The following is a 19,124-nucleotide window of genomic DNA, read 5'->3' as shown; positions in this document are numbered from 1 at the left end:
TTCCCGATTCCCGATTCTCATCAGCCCAACAGTCGACGCACCTTCACCAACGCGGCGACGAAGCGTTCGATTTCGTCGTGCGTGTTGTAGAACGCCAGTGACGCGCGGCAGGTGGCGGCGACACCGTAGTACTGCAGCAGCGGATGCGCACAGTGCTGGCCCGAGCGCACCGCGACGCCTTCCAGGTCGAGCAGGGTGGCCAGGTCGTGCGAATGCGCACCTTCGATCAGGAACGACACCACCGCGGCCTTGTCGGGCGTGGTGCCGAAGATGCGCAGACCATCGATGCGTTGCAGCTCTTCGGTGAAATGGGCGAGCAGCTCGGCTTCGCGTGCTTCCACATGCGCCAGCCCGAGCGATCCCAGGTAATCGACTGCCGCGCCCAGGCCGACGAAACCGGCGATGTTGGGCGTGCCGGCTTCGAACTTGTGCGGCGCATCGTTGAAGACGGTGTTCTCGAAGCTGACTTCCTTGATCATCTCGCCGCCGCCCAAAAACGGCGGCATCGCCTGCAGATGCTCGCGACGTGCCCACAGTGCGCCGGTACCGGTAGGGCCGCACATCTTGTGCCCGGTGATGGCGTAGAAATCGCAGCCGATGCTGGCCACGTCGATGCGCCGATGCGGTGCCGCCTGCGAGCCGTCCACCAGGGTGACGATGCCGCGCTTGCGCGCTTCGCGGCAGATCTCGCGTACCGGGTTGACCGTGCCCAGCACGTTGGACACGTGGGTGATCGCCAGCAGTTTGACGTCCGGGGTCATCGCCTTGCGCAAGGCATCCAGATCCAGCGCGCCGTCGGGCGTGATTTCGGCCACGCGAATGGTGGCGCCGGTACGCTGGGCCACCAACTGCCACGGCACGATGTTGGCATGGTGCTCCATGCGCGAAATCAGGATCACATCGCCGGCGCCCAGCCGCGGCAATGCCCACGAATACGCCACTAGATTGATCGCAAAGGTGGTGCCGCTGCACAGCACCAGCTCATCGGCGCGGACGTTGAGAAAACGCGCCAGTTTGCTGCGCGCGCCCTCGAAGGCGTCGGTCGCTTCGCTGCCGAGCGCATGCACCGCACGGCTCACGTTGGCGTTCTGGCGCCGGTAGAACTCGTCGGTGGCGGCAATCACCTGCAGCGGCTTCTGGCCGGTGTTGGCGTTGTCGAAATAGATCAGCGGCTTGCCATGCACCTGCCGCATCAGCAGCGGGAAATCCAGGCGCACACGGTCCCAGTCGGGCGCTGCGCTGGGCGAAACGGCAGGCATGTTCATGCCACGCCCGCCGAATTCAATGCACGGTCCAGTTGCAACGCCAGCACGGCACTCAAGGCGGCCGGCAGCACGCGCAAGGGCTCATGACAGAACGCGGCACTCAGCAGGCGCTGCGCCTCTTCTTGCGGCAAGCCGCGCGAGCGCAGGTAGAACAAGGCGTTGTCGTCGAGCTGGCCCACCGTGGCACCATGCGCGGCCTGTACTTCATCGGCATCGATCACCAGCACCGGCTGGGTGTCGATTTCGGCGTTGGACGACAGCAGCAGATTCTTGTTGGACAACCGTGCATCGGTGCCGTCGGCACCTGTGCGGATGCGGATGCCCCCATGGAACACCACGCGGCTGCGGTCTGCGCCCACGCCGCGCCATAACAGTTCGCAGGCGGTGTCGCGCGCGATGTGCTCGATGCCCAGGCGCGTGTCCACATGCCGGCGGCCGTTGCCGAGCAGCACGCCATTGGCGGTCAGCCGGGCGTTGTTGCCTTCCAGGCGCACGTTGAGCTCGTGCCGCGACAGGCCGGCACCCAGCTCCAGGTCCACACGCTGGTAGCGCGCCTCGCGCGCCAGCACCGCGTCGGTGCGCAGCAGCGACGTCGCATGTGCGCTGCCGGCCTGCACGCGCGCGTGCGACAACGCTGCACCCTGGGCCAGATGCACATGCATCACGCTGTTGTCCAGATGCGCCGCATCGCCGACATGCAGGTGATGCTCGACGACCTGCAATGCGGCGCCGGCACGCAATTCGATCAGGTGGCGGTGATGCCACGACAGATCCTGCTCGCCGGCCACGCCGACGAACACCAACTGCAGCGGCAGTGCGATCTGCGCGCCGGCATGCACGCGCACCAGCACGCCTTCGTCGGCAAGCGCGGCATTCAGGCGCGCAAAGACTTCATCGCTGCCGTCGAAACGGCGGCCCAGCAACTGCTGCGCCTCGTCGCTCGCAGCCAGCGATGCAGACAAGGTGTCCAGCTGCACGCCTTCCGGCAACGTGGACAGATCGCTGAGCGCTTCGGACGGGCGGCCGTTGACGAAGATCAGGCGCGGCGACGGGATGTCGTCCAGCGCGGCCGCATCCACCAGCGTCGGCACCAACGGGGCAGGCTGGAAGCTGCGCCGCTCTAGCTGCCGCAACGAGGTGTATTTCCAGGCCTCGGCACGTGGGCCGGGCAGGCCGGTCTGCAGGGCGGCATCGAGCTCGGCGCGGCGTGCGTCACCACCGCAGAAACCGCGCGCCAGGGAATCGAGCAGGGCGCTCATCAGGCGGCAACCTCAGGCACCACGCGGTCCTTCAGGAAGTGGTAGCCATGCTTTTCCAGCTCCAGCGCCAGTTCCGGGCCGCCGCTCTGCACGATGCGGCCCTCGGCCAGCACATGCACCACGTCCGGTTTGATGTAGTCGAGCAGGCGCTGATAGTGGGTGATGACCAGGAACGAACGCTCGGGCGAACGCAACGCGTTGACGCCGTCGGCCACGCTCTTGAGCGCATCGATGTCCAGGCCGGAATCGGTCTCGTCCAGGATGGCGAGCTTGGGCTCGAGCACCGCCAGCTGGAAGATCTCGTTGCGCTTCTTTTCGCCGCCGGAGAAGCCTTCGTTGACGCCGCGATGCAGCAGCTCGTCCTTCAGGTGCAGCACGGCCAGCTTCTGCCGCACCAGCTTGAGGAACTGCATCGAATCCAGCTCGTCTTCGCCGCGCGCCTTGCGCTGCGCATTGAGCGCGGCGCGCAGGAAATAGGTGTTGTTGACGCCGGGGATTTCCACCGGGTACTGGAAGGCCAGGAACAGGCCGGCTGCGGCGCGTTCTTCCGGCGGCAGGTCGAGAAGATCCTTGCCGTCGAACTGCACGCTGCCTGCGCTGACCTCATAGCCATCGCGACCGGCCAGTACATTGCCCAGCGTGGATTTACCCGCGCCGTTGGGACCCATGATGGCGTGCACCTGGCCGGGCTGGATGTCCAGCGACAGGCCCTTGAGGATGTCTTTGCCGGCGATGCTGGCGTGGAGGTTGGTGATCTTGAGCATGGGATTGGGGATTCGAAATTTGGGATTGGTAAACGCGAGTCAGCCGGTCGGCATCGGTGTGGGGTTCTGCGAATCCCCGATCCCTAATGCCGAATCTCTAAGGCAGCGTCAGCCGACGCTGCCTTCCAGCGAGACTTCCAGCAGCTTCTTGGCTTCCACCGCGAACTCCATCGGCAGTTCGCGGAACACCTGCTTGCAGAAGCCGTCGACGATCAATGACACCGCATCTTCCTGGCTGATGCCACGCGCGCGGCAATAGAAGAGTTGGTCGTCGCTGATCTTGGAGGTGGTGGCCTCGTGTTCGACGGTGGCGCCCGGGTTCTTCACCTCGATATAGGGAAAGGTGTGGGCGCCGCATTGCTTGCCGATCAACAGCGAATCGCACTGCGTGTAGTTGCGTGCACCGTCGGCATTGCGGTCCACCTTGACCTGGCCGCGATAGGTGTTCTGACCACGTCCAGCACTGATGCCCTTGCTGACGATCTTGCTCTTGGTGCGCTTGCCGATGTGGATCATCTTGGTGCCGGTGTCGGCCTGCTGACGGTGGTGGGTCAACGCGACCGAATGGAATTCGCCCACCGAATCGTCGCCAATCAGCACGCAGGACGGATACTTCCAGGTGATCGCCGAGCCGGTTTCGACCTGGGTCCAGGTCACCTTGCTGCGCGCGCCACGGCATTCGGCACGCTTGGTGACGAAGTTGTAGATGCCGCCGCGGCCTTCCTCGTCGCCCGGGTACCAGTTCTGCACGGTCGAATACTTGATTTCTGCATCTTCCAGCGTCACCAGCTCGACGACCGCTGCATGCAGCTGGTTCTCGTCGCGCATCGGCGCCGTGCAGCCTTCCAGATACGAGACGTAGGCCTTGTCTTCGCACACGATCAGGGTGCGCTCGAACTGGCCGGTATGGCCGGCATTGATGCGGAAGTAAGTGCTCAATTCCATCGGGCAACGCACGCCCTTGGGGATGAACACGAAACTGCCATCGGAGAACACGGCCGAGTTGAGCGCGGCAAAGTAGTTGTCGCCCACCGGTACCACGCTGCCCAGGTACTGCCTGACGATCTCCGGGTGCTCCTTGATGGCCTCGGACATCGAACAGAAGATCACGCCCTTTTCGGCCAGCTCCTTGCGGAAGGTGGTGCCGACCGAGACCGAATCGAACACCGCATCCACGGCGACCCCGGCGAGCTTGGCGCGCTCGTGCAGCGGCACGCCCAGCTTGTCGTAGGTGTCCAGCAATTCCTTGGGCACCTCGTCCAACGAGGCATATTTCGGGCCCTTGGGTGCGGAGTAATAGCTCAGCGCCTGGAAGTCGATCGGCGCGATCTGCAATTTTGCCCACTCCGGCATCGGCATCTTCAGCCAGTGGCGATAGGCCTCAAGACGCCAGTCGGTCATCCATTCCGGCTCGTCCTTCTTGGCCGACAACGCACGGATGATGTCTTCGTCCAGGCCGGGCGGGAGTGAGTCCGATTCGATTTCGGTGATGAAGCCGGCGTCGTAACGTCGACCCAGCCGTTCGAGGATCTGCGCATTCTGCGGAGGAGCAAGTTCGGTGGCCATTGGGCTGCCTACAGGTCAGGTGGTCGCGACGCGTGCGGCGATGGAACGCCGACGGGTGTCGCCAGGGAGAGAGAGGGGCTGCAACATCTGCGCGAGCGTGACGCGACGCAAGGCATCGCCGACCACGTCGTTGATCAGGCGCCAGTTCGATCGCACGCCGCAGCGCTGCGCAATACCGCACTGGCTGTGGTCCTGGCTGCATTCGGTGATCGCCAGCGGACCTTCCATCGCTTCGACGATCTCCACCAGGGTGATGTCGCTGGCGGCGCGCGCGAGCCGGTAACCGCCGTGCACACCGCGCAAGCCTTCAACCAGGCCTGCCTGCGACAACGGCTTGAGAATCTTGCTGACAGTCGGTGCTTCCAGGCCAGCCTGTTCGGCCAATTCGCTTGCGCTGAGCACCTGATCGCAGCGTGCCGCCAGGACGGTCAGCACCACGGTGGCGTAATCGGTGAGTTTGGTGACGCGCAGCATGGGGAAGGCGGAATTCTAAAGCGGACCGAAATTGTACTCTTTCCAGCAGGGCGGGGCCAACGGCGTGGTTCAGCCGCCGGCAAGCGTGGCCCGTTGCGGCGCATGCTGCGCTTGTGCTTGGCGCATTGGCGCGCTGCGGTCACAATGAGCGGCCCCATCACTGGACCCCTACATGTCGCGCAAAGTTGCCGCCCGCAAGTCTCGTATCCACGGCAATGGCATGTTCGCCCTCGCCCCGCTCCGCAAGGGCGAGCGCATCATTCAATACAAGGGGCGGCTGCGCACGCATGCCGAGGTGGATGCCGACGACACGGGCGATGTGGAGAGCGGACATACCTTTTTGTTCACGCTCAGCGACGACTACGTGCTGGACGCCAATTACGAAGGCAATGTCGCGCGCTGGATCAACCATAGCTGCGATCCCAATTGCGAGGCGGTGATCGAAGAAGCCGAGGGCGACGACCGCCGCAAGGACAAGATCTTCATCGAGGCCAAGCGCGACATCAAACCCGGCGAAGAGCTCACCTACAACTACGGCATCACCCTCGCCGAGCGTCATACGCCGCGCCTGAAGAAAATTTGGGAATGCCGGTGCGGCTCGAAGAATTGCACCGGAACGATGTTGCAACCCAAGCGCTGAGCACGTGGAGCGTGGCGCGCACTGACGCCACGCACACATCGGTTCACAACTGCGCAACGGCGTGATTCCTAGGGTTTGGGCTTCTTTTCGAGGAGCCCCTCATGTCTTATTCGCTCTCTGGCAAGACCGTCGCCGTGCTGGCCACCGATGGCTCCGAGCAATCCGAACTGACCGAACCCAAGCGCCTGCTGGAAAGCTGGGGCGCCAAGGTCGAGGTGATCGCGCCCGGAGATGGCGCGCAGATTCGCGGCTGGAATCACACAGACTGGGGCGATTCGGTAACGGTCGATCGGCAGCTCGCTCAGGCAACGGCCGAATCCTACGACGCACTGGTGTTGCCTGGCGGTGTGCTCAATCCGGACACGCTGCGGACCGACGAACAGGCAATCGCGTTCATTCGTGCGTTTTCGACCGCGCAAAAACCGGTGGCAGCGATCTGCCATGGACCGTGGTTGTTGCTCGAAAGCGATTTGGTCCGCGACCGCAAGGTCACCTCATGGCCGTCGGTCAGGACGGACCTGATCAACGCCGGTGCGCGCTGGCAGGATGCCGAAGTGGTGGTCGATGGCCAATTGATCACCAGCCGCAAGCCGGACGACATTCCTGCATTCGCCGCAGCCGTGGCCAAGGCCCTGGCTGCATAGGTTCCTCACGGGCCCGTATCAGCTTGAGACAAGAAAGACCCGGCGCGGATGCGTCGGGTCTTCCAGTGTGGAGCGTTGCACGGATAGCGTCACCGACGCGAATACCAAGCAGGCCTACTTCCCGGACAGCGCTGCCGCGGGCACCAGCTGCTCGATGTTCTGGTTGAAGTTGACCGCAACCCGCCCGTTCTGGATGCCGACCGATTCCACCTGCACCGCACCCATCATGGACGCAATGGCCGGATCGATCCGGTAGATCGGCTCCTTGCGCGCGTAGTCGGCCAGCCAGGTATTGAGCAGCTGCCGCGTGCTGTGGTCGAGCTTTGCGCCGGCGTGGGCGGGGCGGAAGTCGTCGATGCTGGGTTGGTCGAGATAAAAGCCCTGCTTGGCCACGTCATAGCGCAGTGCGCTGGTCAAGGTGACGTTGCCGACCGGTGCGGGAGCGCCGCCTGCGGTCGCTACGGCGAGATCGAACGCCATCTTCAGCCGATCGCCTGGCGGCAACGATAGCGCCGGGTTACTGACCGTCATGGCGATCAGCCCGCCCAGCGTGTCGTGTGTCTGCGGGAAGCGGCCACCCAGATACTGCTGCAGGTCGCTGGCCTGCACGCTGATCTGTTTTCCCTGGATCTGCGGCGCAGCCCAGGCGCCGGTGATGGGCATTGCCAAGGCGAGGGCGAGCATGGATCCGGCAAGCGAACGCAGTTTCATCGAGTGACTCCGGCAACAGGTGACATCACCTTAGTCGGCGCCGGTGAACCACGGGTTAGCGCAATACCGGCTGCAGCGTGGCCGAATAGATTTCCCAGCTATTGCTGCCGGCACGAGGCTGCAGTCGGTATGCGCCGACCAGGCGTTGGGTGCCGGTGGTGGTGCGTACCGTCAATTGAACCGGCACTTCGATACGCTGTGGTGGCTGCGCCTGATCCAGTGCAAAGGGCGGGTCGTTGTTGATGCGCATCGACTGGATATTGGCGATGGCACGCAAGGCCGCATCGTCCGGCACCGGGGGAGGGCGACCGCCGGTCCATAAGGCATCGGCCTGCGCGCGCGCCGCTCCCGGCAATGCACCGAGGTAGCGTTGAACGGTGGCGCTTGCTTGCGCGTAGTTGGCCAGCGTCATGGGATCGGTGGGATCAGTTGCAGGGTTAGGTGATGCGGCGGTGGTGTCGGCAGCGGCGTCATCGCGCGGGCGCGGTGCGCTCGCAACGTGCGTCGCCGACGCGTCATTTGCCTGCGGATCGCCAGTGCGATGACAGCTGCAACCGGAAAGTGCGGCTGCGACAACGAGCATCCCCATCAAGCGCATGGCGCGTCCCCATCCCCGAGGTGCGCAGTGTAGCGGGTACGTGCGGCGATGCGTCTTCAGGCGCCGGTGGCGGGGTGCACGCGCTGCAGGCGTTCCAGCAGCAGCTGCAGTTTGGGACGCAATGCGTCCAGCGCATCGCTGGGCTGGGCGCGTGGGCGGGCCGCCAGGTCTTCCAGCAACTGCGAGCCTACGGTCAGTGCCGCGCATTCGTCGCTGCTCAGGTCGCGGCGCAGGTGCAGTTCTTCCAGTAGCCGCATCCAATCGGCGCGCGAACGTTGTTCGAATTCGATGGTGCAGCGGTCGTCACAGGGGCGGCCGTCGTTTTCGATCGGCGTGACCGTGATGCGATAGCGTTTGCGGGACATATGGGTCGCGTCGTTCTGGGCTGTGCTCACCATAGGCGTAGGACGCAATCGTCTCGATAGGGCGGCTCATGACGCAGTGTTCCAACGTGCTCAGTTTGCTGGCCGAGCGGCAGGTTTGCGCAGGAGTGGCAGCGGATCGTACGCACCGTTGCGTCCATAGACACCATAGTGCAGGTGCGGCGGCGTGCCGCGCGCATTGCCGGTGGTGCCGACCTTGCCGAGCAGGGTGCCGGGCTCGACCACATCGCCTACCGCTAGGCCGGCAGCCCAATCGTCAAGATGTGCGTAGTAATGCCGTTCCATCGCCGGACCCAGCAGCCAGACCTGCTTTCCGCCCAGGCCCTGGTCGCGGATGGCGCTGACCACGCCGCGCGTCGCGGCCACCACAGGCGTACCGCGTGGCGCGAAGATATCCACGCCCGCATGCGTGCGGTCGCGGCCGCGGGGTGCGCCAAAGGTGTCGGCAATCTGTCGCGCACGCACGCCTTCCACCGGCACATGCAACTGCGCAGGCGGCGGCATTTGCGACAGCTCCCAACTGGTACGGAGCTCATGGGCGATTGGCAGCTGCCAGGCCCAACGCGCGGCCACCGCCAGCACGCACAACAGCGCAATGGAGACAACAATGCTGCGCAGCCGACGTGCGGGGCTAGGTGTGGACGCTCGGCGTGGCGACGATGGCAGGGTGTTCGACGGACCGCTCACGTGCACCTGCAGATGGCGAATCAGCATGCAGGGTAGGGCACTACCGATGAGCGGTATGTGCTGCACTTTTTGGGACGATAAAAAAAGACGGCCCGCAGGCCGTCTTCGTGATACCGGATGCGTGCTCGATTAGAGCGCCGCGTCCTTCAACTTCTTCAGTGGACGTGACTTGAGCTTGGTGGTCGCCGGCTTGGCGGCGAAGATCTGCTCTTCCTTGGTGAACGGGTTGATGCCCTTGCGCTTCGGCTTGGCCGGCACGTGCACGGTGGTCAGCTTGAGCATGCCCGGGATGGTGAAGCTGCCGACGCCCTTCTTGCTCAGCGAGGCGTGTGCGGTGGCTTCCAGCGACGCCAGCACGGAGCGGACGTCCTTCGGAGCCAACTGGGTGCTTTCGGCAATGTGCGCGACCAGGCCGGTCTTGCTCAGTGCTTCCTTGATCGGCTTGGGCGCAGCGGACTTGGCAGCAGCGGCCTTGGCCGGCTTTGCGGTCTTGGTCGCGGCGACCTTTTTCACTGCCTTCTTGGGGGCAGCCTTCTTAGCGGCGGTTTTTGCCATGAGTGATGTGTTCCGTATTCGTTGGTGGTGTTGGGTCTGCCGACCCAGTCGGCAACGCGAAATGTAGGGCAACTGCTGCGCGCCGCCAATAGGCAAACGATGAAACAGCACGAAAAAAGCATCTTTCGACGGGGATTCGTTCACCAGCGGCAGAAAAAGCGGACAAAACGCATCGGCTTGCCCGTGCCATGCGCACGTTCGCTGCGGGTCTGACGCACAGCAGCAGATCGTTTGCGCGAGCAAAGGCCGCAACGCGCATCCGTGAGGACGATGCAACCAGCCGATAAGGCCAGCCGTTTTGGGGGATGCACGTAACGGGGGCCACGCGCCGACGAGATGGCTGCCATCGATTGCAGACGTGGACGCGCGTTGCATGTACGGCAAATGGAGCGGTTTTTGGGCGCGATGCAGCCTTCGGCGCCGTATCGCCCTGCATCCACATTCCGGCGATCCAGGCGCTGGCGCGGCGCTTTGCGCAGATGTTCGAATCGTGGTCGTCTTGCCATGCGCGCCGCGCGAAGGTGCCACGCGATGCGCTAGATACAGACGCCGCCGCGTTTCAATCAGTCATTGGCAGCGGACAAACTGCGGCCGCGTTCGGTCGCTGCGGCAATGGCCTGGGCGGTGAGGGCTTCAAAGCCGCCGGCCCGGAACGTCTCGATGGCGGCGTGGGTCGTACCGTTTGGCGAGGTCACGCGGCGACGCAGGACCTCCGGTGGTTCGCCCGATTCGGTGAGCATGCGTGCGGCGCCGAGCAGCGTTTGCAGCACCAGGGTGCGCGCGGTTGCGGCGGGCAGGCCCTGCGCTTGCGCGGCAGCTTCCATCGCTTCTGCCAACAGGAAGACATAGGCCGGTCCGCTGCCGGAGACCGCGGTCACCGCATCCATCTGCGCTTCGTCGTCGATCCAGACGGTGACGCCGGCGCTACCCAGCAGTTGGGTGGCCTGTTGCCGTTGCGCCGCGGACGCGCGCGCGTTGGCGTACAGCCCGGTGACACCGGCGCCGAGCAGGGCGGGTGTGTTGGGCATCGCACGAACCACCGCGATGTCGCCGCCCGACCAGCGCTGCAGCTGCGTGGCGGTGATGCCGGCCGCGATGGAAACCAGCAGCGGTTGTTGTGCCTGCGCAAGGTCGGCCAGTTGCGCGCACACCATTGGCAAGACCTGCGGCTTGACCGCCAAGACCCAGGTCGTGGCCGCATCGACGGCGGCGCGCGCATCTTCGACGACCTGCACGCCGAAGTCGCGCGCCAATGCGTCCCGCAGATCGGCCACCGGCTCGGCCACGCAGATGCTGGCAGCCGGCGTGCCTTGCCGGATCAGCCCGGCAATCAGGCTGCGCGCCATATTGCCGCCACCGACAAAGGCGATGGACGTCGCAGCGGAAGACGAGGACGAAGACGAAGCAGGTGTGTTCATTGCGGCACCTTAATAAGACGGATCGATGTGGGAGGCGATGCGATCAGGCAGAGGCGGCCGGCGCCTGATCGCGCGCACCGAACAACGCCGTACCCACCCGCACCATGGTGGCGCCGGCCGCGATCGCTTCGGCGAAATCCGCGCTCATGCCCATCGACAAGGTGTCCACCTGCCGATAACGGACTTGCAGCTGCTGGAACAGCGCCTGCATGCGCGTGAACGCGGCCTGGCGTCGTGCCTGATCGGGAAACGGAGCAGGGATCGCCATCAGTCCGCGTAGCTGCAGACGCGGTTGCAGGGCGATCGCGTCGGCCAGGCTGTCGATCGCTTCGGGTGCGCAGCCATGCTTGCTGTCCTCGTCGTCGATGTTGACCTGGATCAACACATTCAACGGCGCGCGGTCGTCCGGGCGGTGGCGCGCCAGCAGTGGAATCAATTTGGCGCGGTCCACCGTCTGCACCCAATCGAAGCACTGGCTCGCCAGTTCGGCCTTGTTGGATTGCAGGTGGCCGATCAAATGCCATTCCAAACCCAACGCACGCAACTGGGCAATCTTGGCATCGGCTTCCTGCACGTAGTTTTCGCCGAAGGCGCGCTGGCCCTGCGCGGCCAGGGCGGCGACGGCGTCAGCCGGCTTGGTCTTGGAGACTGCCAGTAGCCGCACGTCGGCCCGCGCGCGTGCGGCCGCTGCGGCGTGGATGGCATCGAGAATCTGCTGCAGCGACGAAGCCGGCACGTGGCATTCCGGAGAAAGGCGGGAGCGCTATAGTGCCGTCCGCGGACGCTTCCATCCAGTTGGGGGCTGCCGCGTGCCTGTATCGAGGCGTCGGCGCTGCGCGTATTTAGAGGAGTGTTTGAAAGCAAGGTGGGCGACCGTCCCCACGTCCGGCCGGGGCCCGGCGCGACACGCACTGACGGCAGCGCGACCGGCTACGCTCGGGCCAGCGCTGCGCTCGCCAGCATTCGTTGATGCCACCGCGCACCAGCCGTTCGGCCTTGGGCAGTTCCGCAGCCGGGCGAAAGGCAAAGGCTTCAGCCAGGCGCGTCGCGGCCGACCTGAACCGGCGATGGGGCTGCTTCCCGCCGGCAGCCAGAACGCTATACTGCCGGCCGGGGAGTACCTTCCAATCGCAGCCTAGGGGAAAAGCAGCGCATGGATATCGCTGAACTATTGGCGTTTTCTGTCAAGAACAAGGCATCGGACCTGCACCTGTCTGCAGGGCTGCCGCCGATGATCCGTGTCGATGGCGATGTCCGTCGCATCAATATTCCGGCGCTGGACCATAAGCAGGTGCATGCGCTGGTGTACGACATCATGTCGGACAAGCAGCGGCGCGATTACGAGGAATTCCTCGAGGTCGACTTTTCGTTCGAGATTCCGTCGCTGGCGCGTTTTCGCGTCAACGCGTTCAACCAGAACCGCGGTGCCGGTGCGGTGTTCCGTACCATTCCCTCCGAAGTGTTGACGCTGGAAGACCTGGGCTGCCCGCCGATCTTCCGCCAGCTGATCGACCAGCCGCAGGGCCTGATCCTGGTGACCGGCCCGACCGGTTCGGGCAAGTCGACCACGCTGGCCGGCATGATCGACTACATCAACAAGAATGAGTACGGGCATATCCTCACCGTCGAGGACCCGATCGAATTCGTCCACACCTCGCAGAAGTGCTTGATCAACCAGCGCGAGGTGCACCGCGACACCCACGGTTTCAACGAGGCGCTGCGCTCGGCACTGCGCGAAGACCCGGACATCATCCTGGTCGGCGAATTGCGCGACCTGGAAACCATCCGCCTGGCGCTCACCGCGGCGGAAACCGGCCACCTGGTGTTCGGCACCCTGCACACCAGCTCGGCGGCCAAGACCATCGACCGCATCATCGACGTGTTCCCGGCCGGCGAAAAGCCGATGGTGCGCTCGATGCTGTCCGAATCGCTGCGCGCGGTGATTTCGCAGGCGCTGTTGAAGAAGGTCGGCGGCGGCCGTACGGCGGCGTGGGAAATCATGGTCGGCACCCCGGCCATCCGCAACCTGATCCGCGAGGACAAGGTGGCGCAGATGTATTCCTCGATCCAGACCGGCCAGCAATACGGCATGCAGACGCTGGATCAGCATCTGCAGGACCTGGTCAAGCGCAGCCTGATCACGCGCAACCAGGCCCGCGAGTACGCCAAGGACAAGCGGATATTCGAGTGATTCGGGAATAGGGAATCGGGAATGGGGAATCGCAAAAGCGCGTTCCCGTCACCGAGTCCGTTGCCCGGCTTCTCCAATTCCCGTTTCTCGATTCCCCATTCCCGGCTCCGAGGGAGCACGCCATGAGCACCATCGACTTCACCTCCTTCCTCAAGCTGATGGCGCATCAGAAGGCGTCGGATCTGTTCATCACCTCGGGGATGCCGCCGGCGATCAAGGTGCACGGCAAGATCAGCCCGATCACGCAGACGCCGTTGACCGCGCAGCAGAGCCGCGACCTGGTGTTGAACGTGATGACGCCGTCGCAGCGCGAGGAATTCGAAAAGACCCACGAGTGCAATTTCGCCATCGGCGTGTCCGGGGTCGGGCGTTTTCGTGTGAGCTGTTTCTACCAGCGTAACCAGGTGGGCATGGTGCTGCGCCGGATCGAAACGCGCATCCCCACCGTGGACGAGCTGAGCTTGCCGCCGGTGATCAAGACGCTGTCGATGACCAAGCGCGGCATCATCATCTTCGTCGGCGCCACCGGGACCGGTAAGTCGACCTCGCTGGCGGCGATGATCGGCTACCGCAACCAGAACTCGACCGGGCACATCATCACCATCGAAGACCCGATCGAATTCGTGCACAAGCACGAGGGCTGCATCATTACCCAGCGCGAGGTCGGCATCGATACCGACAGCTGGGAAAACGCGCTGAAGAACACCCTGCGCCAGGCGCCGGACGTGATCATGATCGGCGAGGTGCGCACCCGCGAAGGCATGGACCATGCGATCGCCTTCGCCGAAACCGGCCACCTGGTGCTGTGCACGCTGCACGCCAACAACGCCAACCAGGCGATGGACCGCATCATCAACTTCTTCCCCGAGGATCGGCGCAACCAGCTGTTGATGGACCTGTCGCTCAACCTCAAGGGCGTGGTCGCGCAGCAGCTGATTCCGACCCCGGACGGCCGCGGCCGCCGCGTGGCGATGGAAATCATGCTGGGCACGCCGCTGGTGCAGGACTACATCCGCGACGGCGAGATCCACAAGCTCAAGGAGATCATGAAGGAGTCCACCAACCTGGGCATGCGCACCTTCGACCAGAGCCTGTTCGAGCTCTACCAGGCCGGCGAAATCAGCTACGAAGACGCGTTGCGCTACGCCGACTCGCAGAACGAAGTGCGTCTGCGCATCAAGCTCTCGCAGGGCGGCGATGCCAAGACCTTGTCGCAGGGCCTGGACGGGGTGGAAATTTCCGAAGTGCGCTGAGGGCTGCGCGTCTCGGCGTCCGCGTGCACGGGGTGCCTGTGCCGACGGGTCACAAGCGCGGGGATATGACCAGATATACACGGCGCTGACCTGCTGGCCCCACGGCGGCGCCAGCGCGTCTGCGCGTGGCTGCCAATTCATGCCCGGTGTGGCGGCCAGCGTTGCGCCAGGATCGCACCGACCACGCGGCCCTGTCCGCCGAGCGGAGGGAGCGCCTGGGCGCACCGAGGAAAATGACGGTCCGGCTCGCGTCGTGCGCGCATCTGCCGACGATCGAGGAGCCCGGCCCTACCTTTGCCGCGCCACCCCGGCATGCCCGGTTGCTGCGGAGGAGGGCGGCGGACGACCGCCTGCCCAGGTGCCCCGGTCACGCAGCGCGCCGGCGAGGCGTCGGCCCGGTTTCAGATGTAACCGGATGGGTCGATAGTGTCTAATATCGCACCCCACTGCAGTGCCCAAGCCCGTGAGCCTTCCCGATTCCGATCTGCGACCGGAGCAAGAACCCTTGCCCGACGATGGTGCCGTGGTCACCGCCGGTCCGCTCACGCCTCCGCCGGATTCGGCCGGGACTGCCGCCGACGATCACGCCTTCCATCATTCGGTGGCTGAGGATGCGCAAGGCATGGTGCTGGCGACCCTGGTGGCATCGCTCGGTCTGGCCATCTTCGCCAAGGGGGGGCTGATGATCGGCGGCATGGCCGGCGTGGCCTTCCTGTTGCACTACGCGCTGCACTGGAATTTCGGCCTGGTGTTCGTACTGGTCAATTTGCCGTTCTACTGGCTCAGCGTGCGCCGGATGGGGTGGGAATTCACCCTGAAGACCTTCGCGGCAGTCGGCGCGTGCGGCGTGCTGACCAACCTGCTGCCGCGCTGGGCCGACTATGCGCACATGAGCACGGCCTTTTCGGCGATCGTCGGCGGTGCGCTGTCTGGCCTGGGGATCTTGTTCTTCATTCGCCACCGCGGCAGCCTTGGCGGCATCGGCATCCTGGCGGTGTACCTGCAGCGCGAGCGTGGCTGGAGCGCGGGCAAGGTGCAAATGAGCTTCGATGCGATGCTGATGCTGGTCGCCTTCTTCGTGCTGACCCCGGACAATGTGCTGTATTCGGCCATCGGTGCCCTGATGCTAAGTCTGGTGCTGATGTTCAATCACCGCCCGCACCGGTATATGGGCGTGTGACGCGGGCCGAAGATCGCTGGCATGGCACGTCCGGGAGCGGCGAACACGACGTCGCAGGCAGCGGTCAGCGGGCGCGGCTGGCTCCCCCGCAGGCGCAGCGTGCCAGCGATGCATGCCGCTTTCCGCGCGCCGGCCAGGCCCGCCTGGCGCCACGTGCCGTCGTTTGTCAGCGGTTCTCGATGTTTTCGCGTGCCGGGCAATCGGTAGGCAACTGCAGCCGTTGCATCAATCCGCGCGCATCGAACGGCGCATGCACCTTCATGTCGTTGTCGAAATAACAGTACACATCGCGCATTGCGCGTTTGCGGGCGCGTGCACCGACACGGGCTGCATCGTGCGGTTCGGCTCCGTCGGCCCACGCGGCGATGCGTGCTGCCCAGCGATCCAGTGCGGTGTCGCTGTAGCCGCTGGCGTACAACTGCGCATCGCCATGCAGGCGCACATAGACGAAATCGGCGCTGACGTCCTCCAGGTACGGGAATTTCCCTGCGGTGTCGGCGACCACCACCGCGACATTGTGACGCCGCAGCAGGCGCATGCAGGCTGGATCGCAGAAGCTGTCGTGACGCACTTCCAATGCGTGACGGATCGGCCGCTGGCGATCGATCGCCAGGGCGCTGCGCCCCTGCATCAGCGCGGTATCGCGCTGGCGCGCCCGCGCCAACGCGGCCTTGCTATCGCGCGGCAGGCTGCCTAGAAATGCGTCCAGCAGCGCGGCATCGAACCGGAGTGTCGGCGGTAGCTGCCACAGGATCGGGCCCAGTTTGGCGCCCAGCCGCAATATTCCGGAAGCGAAGAAGTTGGCCAGCGCCTGCTCGCAATCGCGCAGGCGCTTCATATGGGTGATGAAGCGCGGGCCCTTGACCGAAAACACGAAGTCCTCGGGCGTTTCGTCATGCCAGCGCTGGAAGCTGTCCGGGCGCTGCAGCGAATAAAAGGAGCCATTGATTTCCACGCTGGGAAAGCAACCCGCGGCGTATTCGAGCTCACGCCGCTGGGCCAGGCCAACCGGATAAAACGTGCCGCGCCAGCGTGCATAACGCCAACCGGAAATGCCGATGCGAATAGCCATGCGCCCGAGCATTTCGCGTGCGCCGTGCAAGAGGTGTCTAGCCGCGCTGGACCGTGCGCGTTTTCGCCGGCTTCTGCGCCTGCAACCAGGGCGGCGCCAGTGCCCGGATCTGCGCAAACACCGGGCACCGGGCGTGATGTGCGCCGGGCAGGTAGCCCAGGCTCATCAGGAACTCGCCGGTGATTTCGCCGCCGGTGAAACGGAAGGTCTTCTTGAACAGCTTGACCCAGGCCGGTTTGTCGAGCGGGTGGTGGGCGTCCAGCCACTGCGCGAAGCCGCCGTGCGTGGTGCGTAGCGCCTGGATGACCTGCGCGTTGTGGATGGCCGCCAGCACCTTGAGACGGTTGCGGATGATGCCGGCATCGCCCATCAACCTGCTGATGTCCTGGTCGGCATATGCCGCAACAGTGTCCACGTCGAAGCCGTCGTAGGCCTTCTGGAAATTGACGCGCTTGCGCAGGATGGTTTCCCAGCTCAGTCCGGCCTGGTTGATCTCCAGCACCAGCCGCTCGAACAACTCGCGTTCGTCGCGCTGCGGAAAGCCGTACTCGTGATCGTGGTAGTGGCCATGGACCGGATGGCCTGGGGCGATGGTGCAATAGCCGCTCATGGCAACGGATCTACCTGATGCCTTCTTCTGTCGGTTTGATGCTGATGCGGCGGTCGCCCGGAAGCACCAGGTCCGGCCAGCGGGGTGGCCGTGTCTGGATCTGGCCGTTGCGCAGGGCCTCGCGCAATGCATTCTGGGCATTGACGCTGCCGGAATAGAGCCGGGTCGTGCCTGCCTGGTACCAGCCCTGCTGGTTGCGTGCATGCAGCACGCAGTCGATCGCATACTCGCCTTTGACATTGCACAACAGCACGTCGGGTTTGCTATCGCCGTCGAGGTCGTCGCTGCTGACCACGCAGTTGCTGTCGTTCTGCGTGCACTCCCCGCGATCCTGCAGGCGCGGTGTCGAGGTCATCAGATAGTTCCACCAATCCGCAGGCGGCTCTGCCTTGCCCGCCGCCACGGTCACATGCGTACGGACCTGGGCCAGGTCGGTCAGTTCTTTGGTCTGCGGATGCTCGGGGTCCTCATCGTCGCTCCAGCGTGTGGTGCGTGCCAGCAGCCGCTCCAGCTTCTGTTTGCGCACCGCGTCGCCGGCAAAGGTGGGGTCCTGGCGTAGCGACTGCACCGCTAGATAGCCGCGGCGACCGTTCTCGAAGCGCAGAAACTCCAGGTTCTTGTTCACGGCGTCGGGCGTGGCGTTGGCCAGCCGCTGCATCTGGCTGCGCACAGTGATGCGGTACGGGTCCAGCAACGGGGTGTTGACCAGGATCGCCAGGCCGATCACCACCCACGACAGCGTCTTGTTGCCGCTGGCCAGATGCGGCAGCCAACGGTGGGCGCGTGGCCGCAGCACCGCAAACGCGTAGGCCAGGGCGTACCCCAGCGCCAACACGGCCAGCAACGCGGCGCAGAGACGCTCGCTGGTCCAGCCGTGCTGCGCAATACGCAACGCCACCGCATAGGCCGCCAGCCCCGCATGCAGCGGCAGGATGACCAGGCCGGCCTCAACCACCCGACGCAGCCAGCGCGGATACGGCGGCTGCACACTGCCATCGCGGTACACCGCATTGGTGAACAGCACCAGCCCGAACACCAGGCTCAGCAGGATCGACGCCGCCGAACGGGTCTGCCACAGCGCCTGCAACCCAGTGAACGGCAACACCAGCAGGAACAGCAGCGCGATGCCTGCTAGCAACGGCAGCAGGCCGGTGCACAGCGAGAACAGGATCTGCCGCATCACCTGCACCGCGCGGTGCTGGGTGCGCCCGATCAGGATGCCCAGCCCGGCGATGATGCCGGTCGCCAGATAGATGAAGGCCTGTTCGCGGAACAGTTCCCGGAAAACCATGATCTTGACCAGTGCAAACAGGCTGGCCCACAACCACAGCACCATCCAGCACACCCAGACGAACAGCAGCGCCAGTGCCAGGGTCAGCGCGTTCTGCCAGGCGAATTCAAACAGATCGTGGTAGCCGGCCCGCCAATGGCCGTGCCGTTGCCGGTGCTGCAGCCAGGGCAGGGCGACGAACCACCCGACCGTGACGGTAAAAGTGAACGACCACAGCACCTCGCCAGTCTGCAGGGCTGGCGCGCCTGTGGCGCTCCACGCCGCCCAGCTGGCCAGGGCGGCCAGCACCAGGGTGCTGACGGCCACGTGCTGCCACAGGCGCCAATCGCTCAGATGCTGCAGACTCAGCAGCACCAGGCTGGGTACGGTCAACACCATGGTGTACCAGCAGATCCGAACCCCCAGATCGTTGAACGGCCGCACGCCCTGTTGTTCACCCCATGCGGCCAGATACAGCAGGCAGCCCTGCAGCAGCGCGACAAGTACGATGCAGGCGCGGGTCTGGCGGGGCAGTGGCGTATCGGCAAGTGCGGCGGCGGGTATGGTCGGCATCGTCGGTCCTT

At 64.8% G+C, this 19,124-nt stretch carries 20 protein-coding genes; 5 read left to right on the top strand and 15 right to left on the bottom strand.

Annotated features, from left to right (window positions below; genetic code table 11):
- Positions 1-20: 20 nt before the first annotated feature.
- The 5 genes from FLG15_RS14750 to FLG15_RS14730 all read right to left on the bottom strand — a co-directional run bounded on the left by FLG15_RS14750 (position 21) and on the right by FLG15_RS14730 (position 5,328).
- A complete protein-coding gene (locus tag FLG15_RS14750; protein WP_057679619.1) occupies positions 21-1,265 on the bottom strand; it encodes a cysteine desulfurase in 1,245 nt (414 codons plus the stop codon).
- A complete protein-coding gene (gene sufD, locus FLG15_RS14745; RefSeq protein ID WP_057679620.1) occupies positions 1,262-2,524 on the bottom strand; it encodes a Fe-S cluster assembly protein SufD in 1,263 nt (420 codons plus the stop codon). Before sufD ends, FLG15_RS14750 begins: the two co-directional genes overlap by 4 nt.
- Entirely contained in the window at positions 2,524-3,288 is a 765-nt protein-coding gene (gene sufC / locus FLG15_RS14740; protein WP_017158996.1) for a Fe-S cluster assembly ATPase SufC, read from the bottom strand. Before sufC ends, sufD begins: the two co-directional genes overlap by 1 nt.
- Before the next feature lie 108 nt (positions 3,289-3,396).
- Positions 3,397-4,854 (bottom strand): Fe-S cluster assembly protein SufB, encoded by a 1,458-nt coding sequence (gene sufB, locus FLG15_RS14735; RefSeq protein WP_057679621.1) that lies wholly within the window; start codon positions 4,852-4,854, stop codon positions 3,397-3,399.
- A gap of 15 nt (positions 4,855-4,869) precedes the next feature.
- Complete coding sequence (locus FLG15_RS14730) at positions 4,870-5,328, bottom strand: SUF system Fe-S cluster assembly regulator (RefSeq protein ID WP_003487759.1); 459 nt, start codon at positions 5,326-5,328, stop codon at positions 4,870-4,872.
- A 172-nt stretch (positions 5,329-5,500) separates the two neighbouring features.
- On the opposite strand from FLG15_RS14730, the gene FLG15_RS14725 reads away from it, so the two are divergent.
- Together FLG15_RS14725 and FLG15_RS14720 are read left to right on the top strand one after the other, a co-directional pair.
- Complete coding sequence (locus FLG15_RS14725; protein WP_003487757.1) at positions 5,501-5,968, top strand: SET domain-containing protein; 468 nt, start codon at positions 5,501-5,503, stop codon at positions 5,966-5,968.
- Between the two features lie 101 nt (positions 5,969-6,069).
- Complete coding sequence (locus FLG15_RS14720; RefSeq protein ID WP_150146651.1) at positions 6,070-6,612, top strand: type 1 glutamine amidotransferase domain-containing protein; 543 nt, start codon at positions 6,070-6,072, stop codon at positions 6,610-6,612.
- Between the two features lie 114 nt (positions 6,613-6,726).
- On the opposite strand, the gene FLG15_RS14715 is transcribed toward FLG15_RS14720, so the two are convergent.
- The 7 genes from FLG15_RS14715 to FLG15_RS14685 form a co-directional block, all read right to left on the bottom strand.
- On the bottom strand, positions 6,727-7,323 hold the full coding sequence (locus tag FLG15_RS14715) for a YceB family lipoprotein (protein ID WP_017157677.1): 597 nt from the start codon (positions 7,321-7,323) through the stop codon (positions 6,727-6,729).
- 55 nt (positions 7,324-7,378) lie between these two features.
- Positions 7,379-7,735, bottom strand: coding sequence for a hypothetical protein (locus tag FLG15_RS14710; RefSeq protein ID WP_081022750.1), 357 nt, complete (start codon positions 7,733-7,735; stop codon positions 7,379-7,381).
- 242 nt (positions 7,736-7,977) lie between these two features.
- Entirely contained in the window at positions 7,978-8,319 is a 342-nt protein-coding gene (locus tag FLG15_RS14705) for a DUF3861 family protein (protein ID WP_003489901.1), read from the bottom strand.
- 57 nt (positions 8,320-8,376) lie between these two features.
- Positions 8,377-9,018 carry a M23 family metallopeptidase gene (locus tag FLG15_RS14700; protein WP_057679625.1) on the bottom strand — a complete coding sequence of 214 codons (642 nt, stop codon included), beginning with the start codon at positions 9,016-9,018 and terminating at the stop codon, positions 8,377-8,379.
- Positions 9,019-9,120: 102 nt separating this feature from the next.
- Positions 9,121-9,546 (bottom strand): HU family DNA-binding protein, encoded by a 426-nt coding sequence (locus FLG15_RS14695; protein WP_017159922.1) that lies wholly within the window; start codon positions 9,544-9,546, stop codon positions 9,121-9,123.
- 563 nt (positions 9,547-10,109) lie between these two features.
- Positions 10,110-10,964, bottom strand: a complete 855-nt coding sequence (gene proC / locus FLG15_RS14690) for a pyrroline-5-carboxylate reductase (RefSeq protein ID WP_057679626.1) — start codon at positions 10,962-10,964, stop codon at positions 10,110-10,112.
- A 43-nt stretch (positions 10,965-11,007) separates the two neighbouring features.
- Positions 11,008-11,700, bottom strand: a complete 693-nt coding sequence (locus tag FLG15_RS14685) for a YggS family pyridoxal phosphate-dependent enzyme (protein ID WP_057679627.1) — start codon at positions 11,698-11,700, stop codon at positions 11,008-11,010.
- 417 nt (positions 11,701-12,117) lie between these two features.
- Here FLG15_RS14685 and FLG15_RS14680 point away from each other — a divergent pair, with 417 nt between their 5' ends.
- The 3 genes from FLG15_RS14680 (at position 12,118) to FLG15_RS14670 (ending at position 15,588) form a co-directional block, all read left to right on the top strand.
- The gene (locus FLG15_RS14680; protein WP_003489919.1) at positions 12,118-13,155 is read left to right on the top strand and encodes a type IV pilus twitching motility protein PilT; all 1,038 of its coding nucleotides are present in this window, start codon (positions 12,118-12,120) and stop codon (positions 13,153-13,155) included.
- Between the two features lie 122 nt (positions 13,156-13,277).
- Positions 13,278-14,408, top strand: a complete 1,131-nt coding sequence (locus FLG15_RS14675) for a PilT/PilU family type 4a pilus ATPase (RefSeq protein WP_008571827.1) — start codon at positions 13,278-13,280, stop codon at positions 14,406-14,408.
- 505 nt (positions 14,409-14,913) lie between these two features.
- Positions 14,914-15,588 (top strand): YitT family protein, encoded by a 675-nt coding sequence (locus FLG15_RS14670; protein WP_057679636.1) that lies wholly within the window; start codon positions 14,914-14,916, stop codon positions 15,586-15,588.
- A 166-nt stretch (positions 15,589-15,754) separates the two neighbouring features.
- Here the strand turns inward: FLG15_RS14670 and FLG15_RS14665 are convergent, their stop codons facing one another.
- Genes FLG15_RS14665 through FLG15_RS14655 form a run of 3 tightly spaced genes read right to left on the bottom strand, consistent with a single transcriptional unit; the run spans position 15,755 to position 19,113 of the window.
- Positions 15,755-16,690 carry a DUF72 domain-containing protein gene (locus FLG15_RS14665; protein ID WP_170922402.1) on the bottom strand — a complete coding sequence of 312 codons (936 nt, stop codon included), beginning with the start codon at positions 16,688-16,690 and terminating at the stop codon, positions 15,755-15,757.
- A 7-nt stretch (positions 16,691-16,697) separates the two neighbouring features.
- A complete protein-coding gene (locus FLG15_RS14660; protein WP_057679629.1) occupies positions 16,698-17,270 on the bottom strand; it encodes a DNA-3-methyladenine glycosylase I in 573 nt (190 codons plus the stop codon).
- A 10-nt stretch (positions 17,271-17,280) separates the two neighbouring features.
- Positions 17,281-19,113, bottom strand: a complete 1,833-nt coding sequence (locus FLG15_RS14655) for a DUF4153 domain-containing protein (protein ID WP_057679630.1) — start codon at positions 19,111-19,113, stop codon at positions 17,281-17,283.
- Positions 19,114-19,124: the final 11 nt, after the last annotated feature.

Origin of the sequence: Xanthomonas phaseoli pv. dieffenbachiae (genome assembly GCF_008639345.1) — a bacterium.
GTDB classification, from domain to species: Bacteria; Pseudomonadota; Gammaproteobacteria; order Xanthomonadales; family Xanthomonadaceae; genus Xanthomonas; species Xanthomonas phaseoli.
This window is presented reverse-complemented; position numbering and strand designations above follow the sequence as displayed.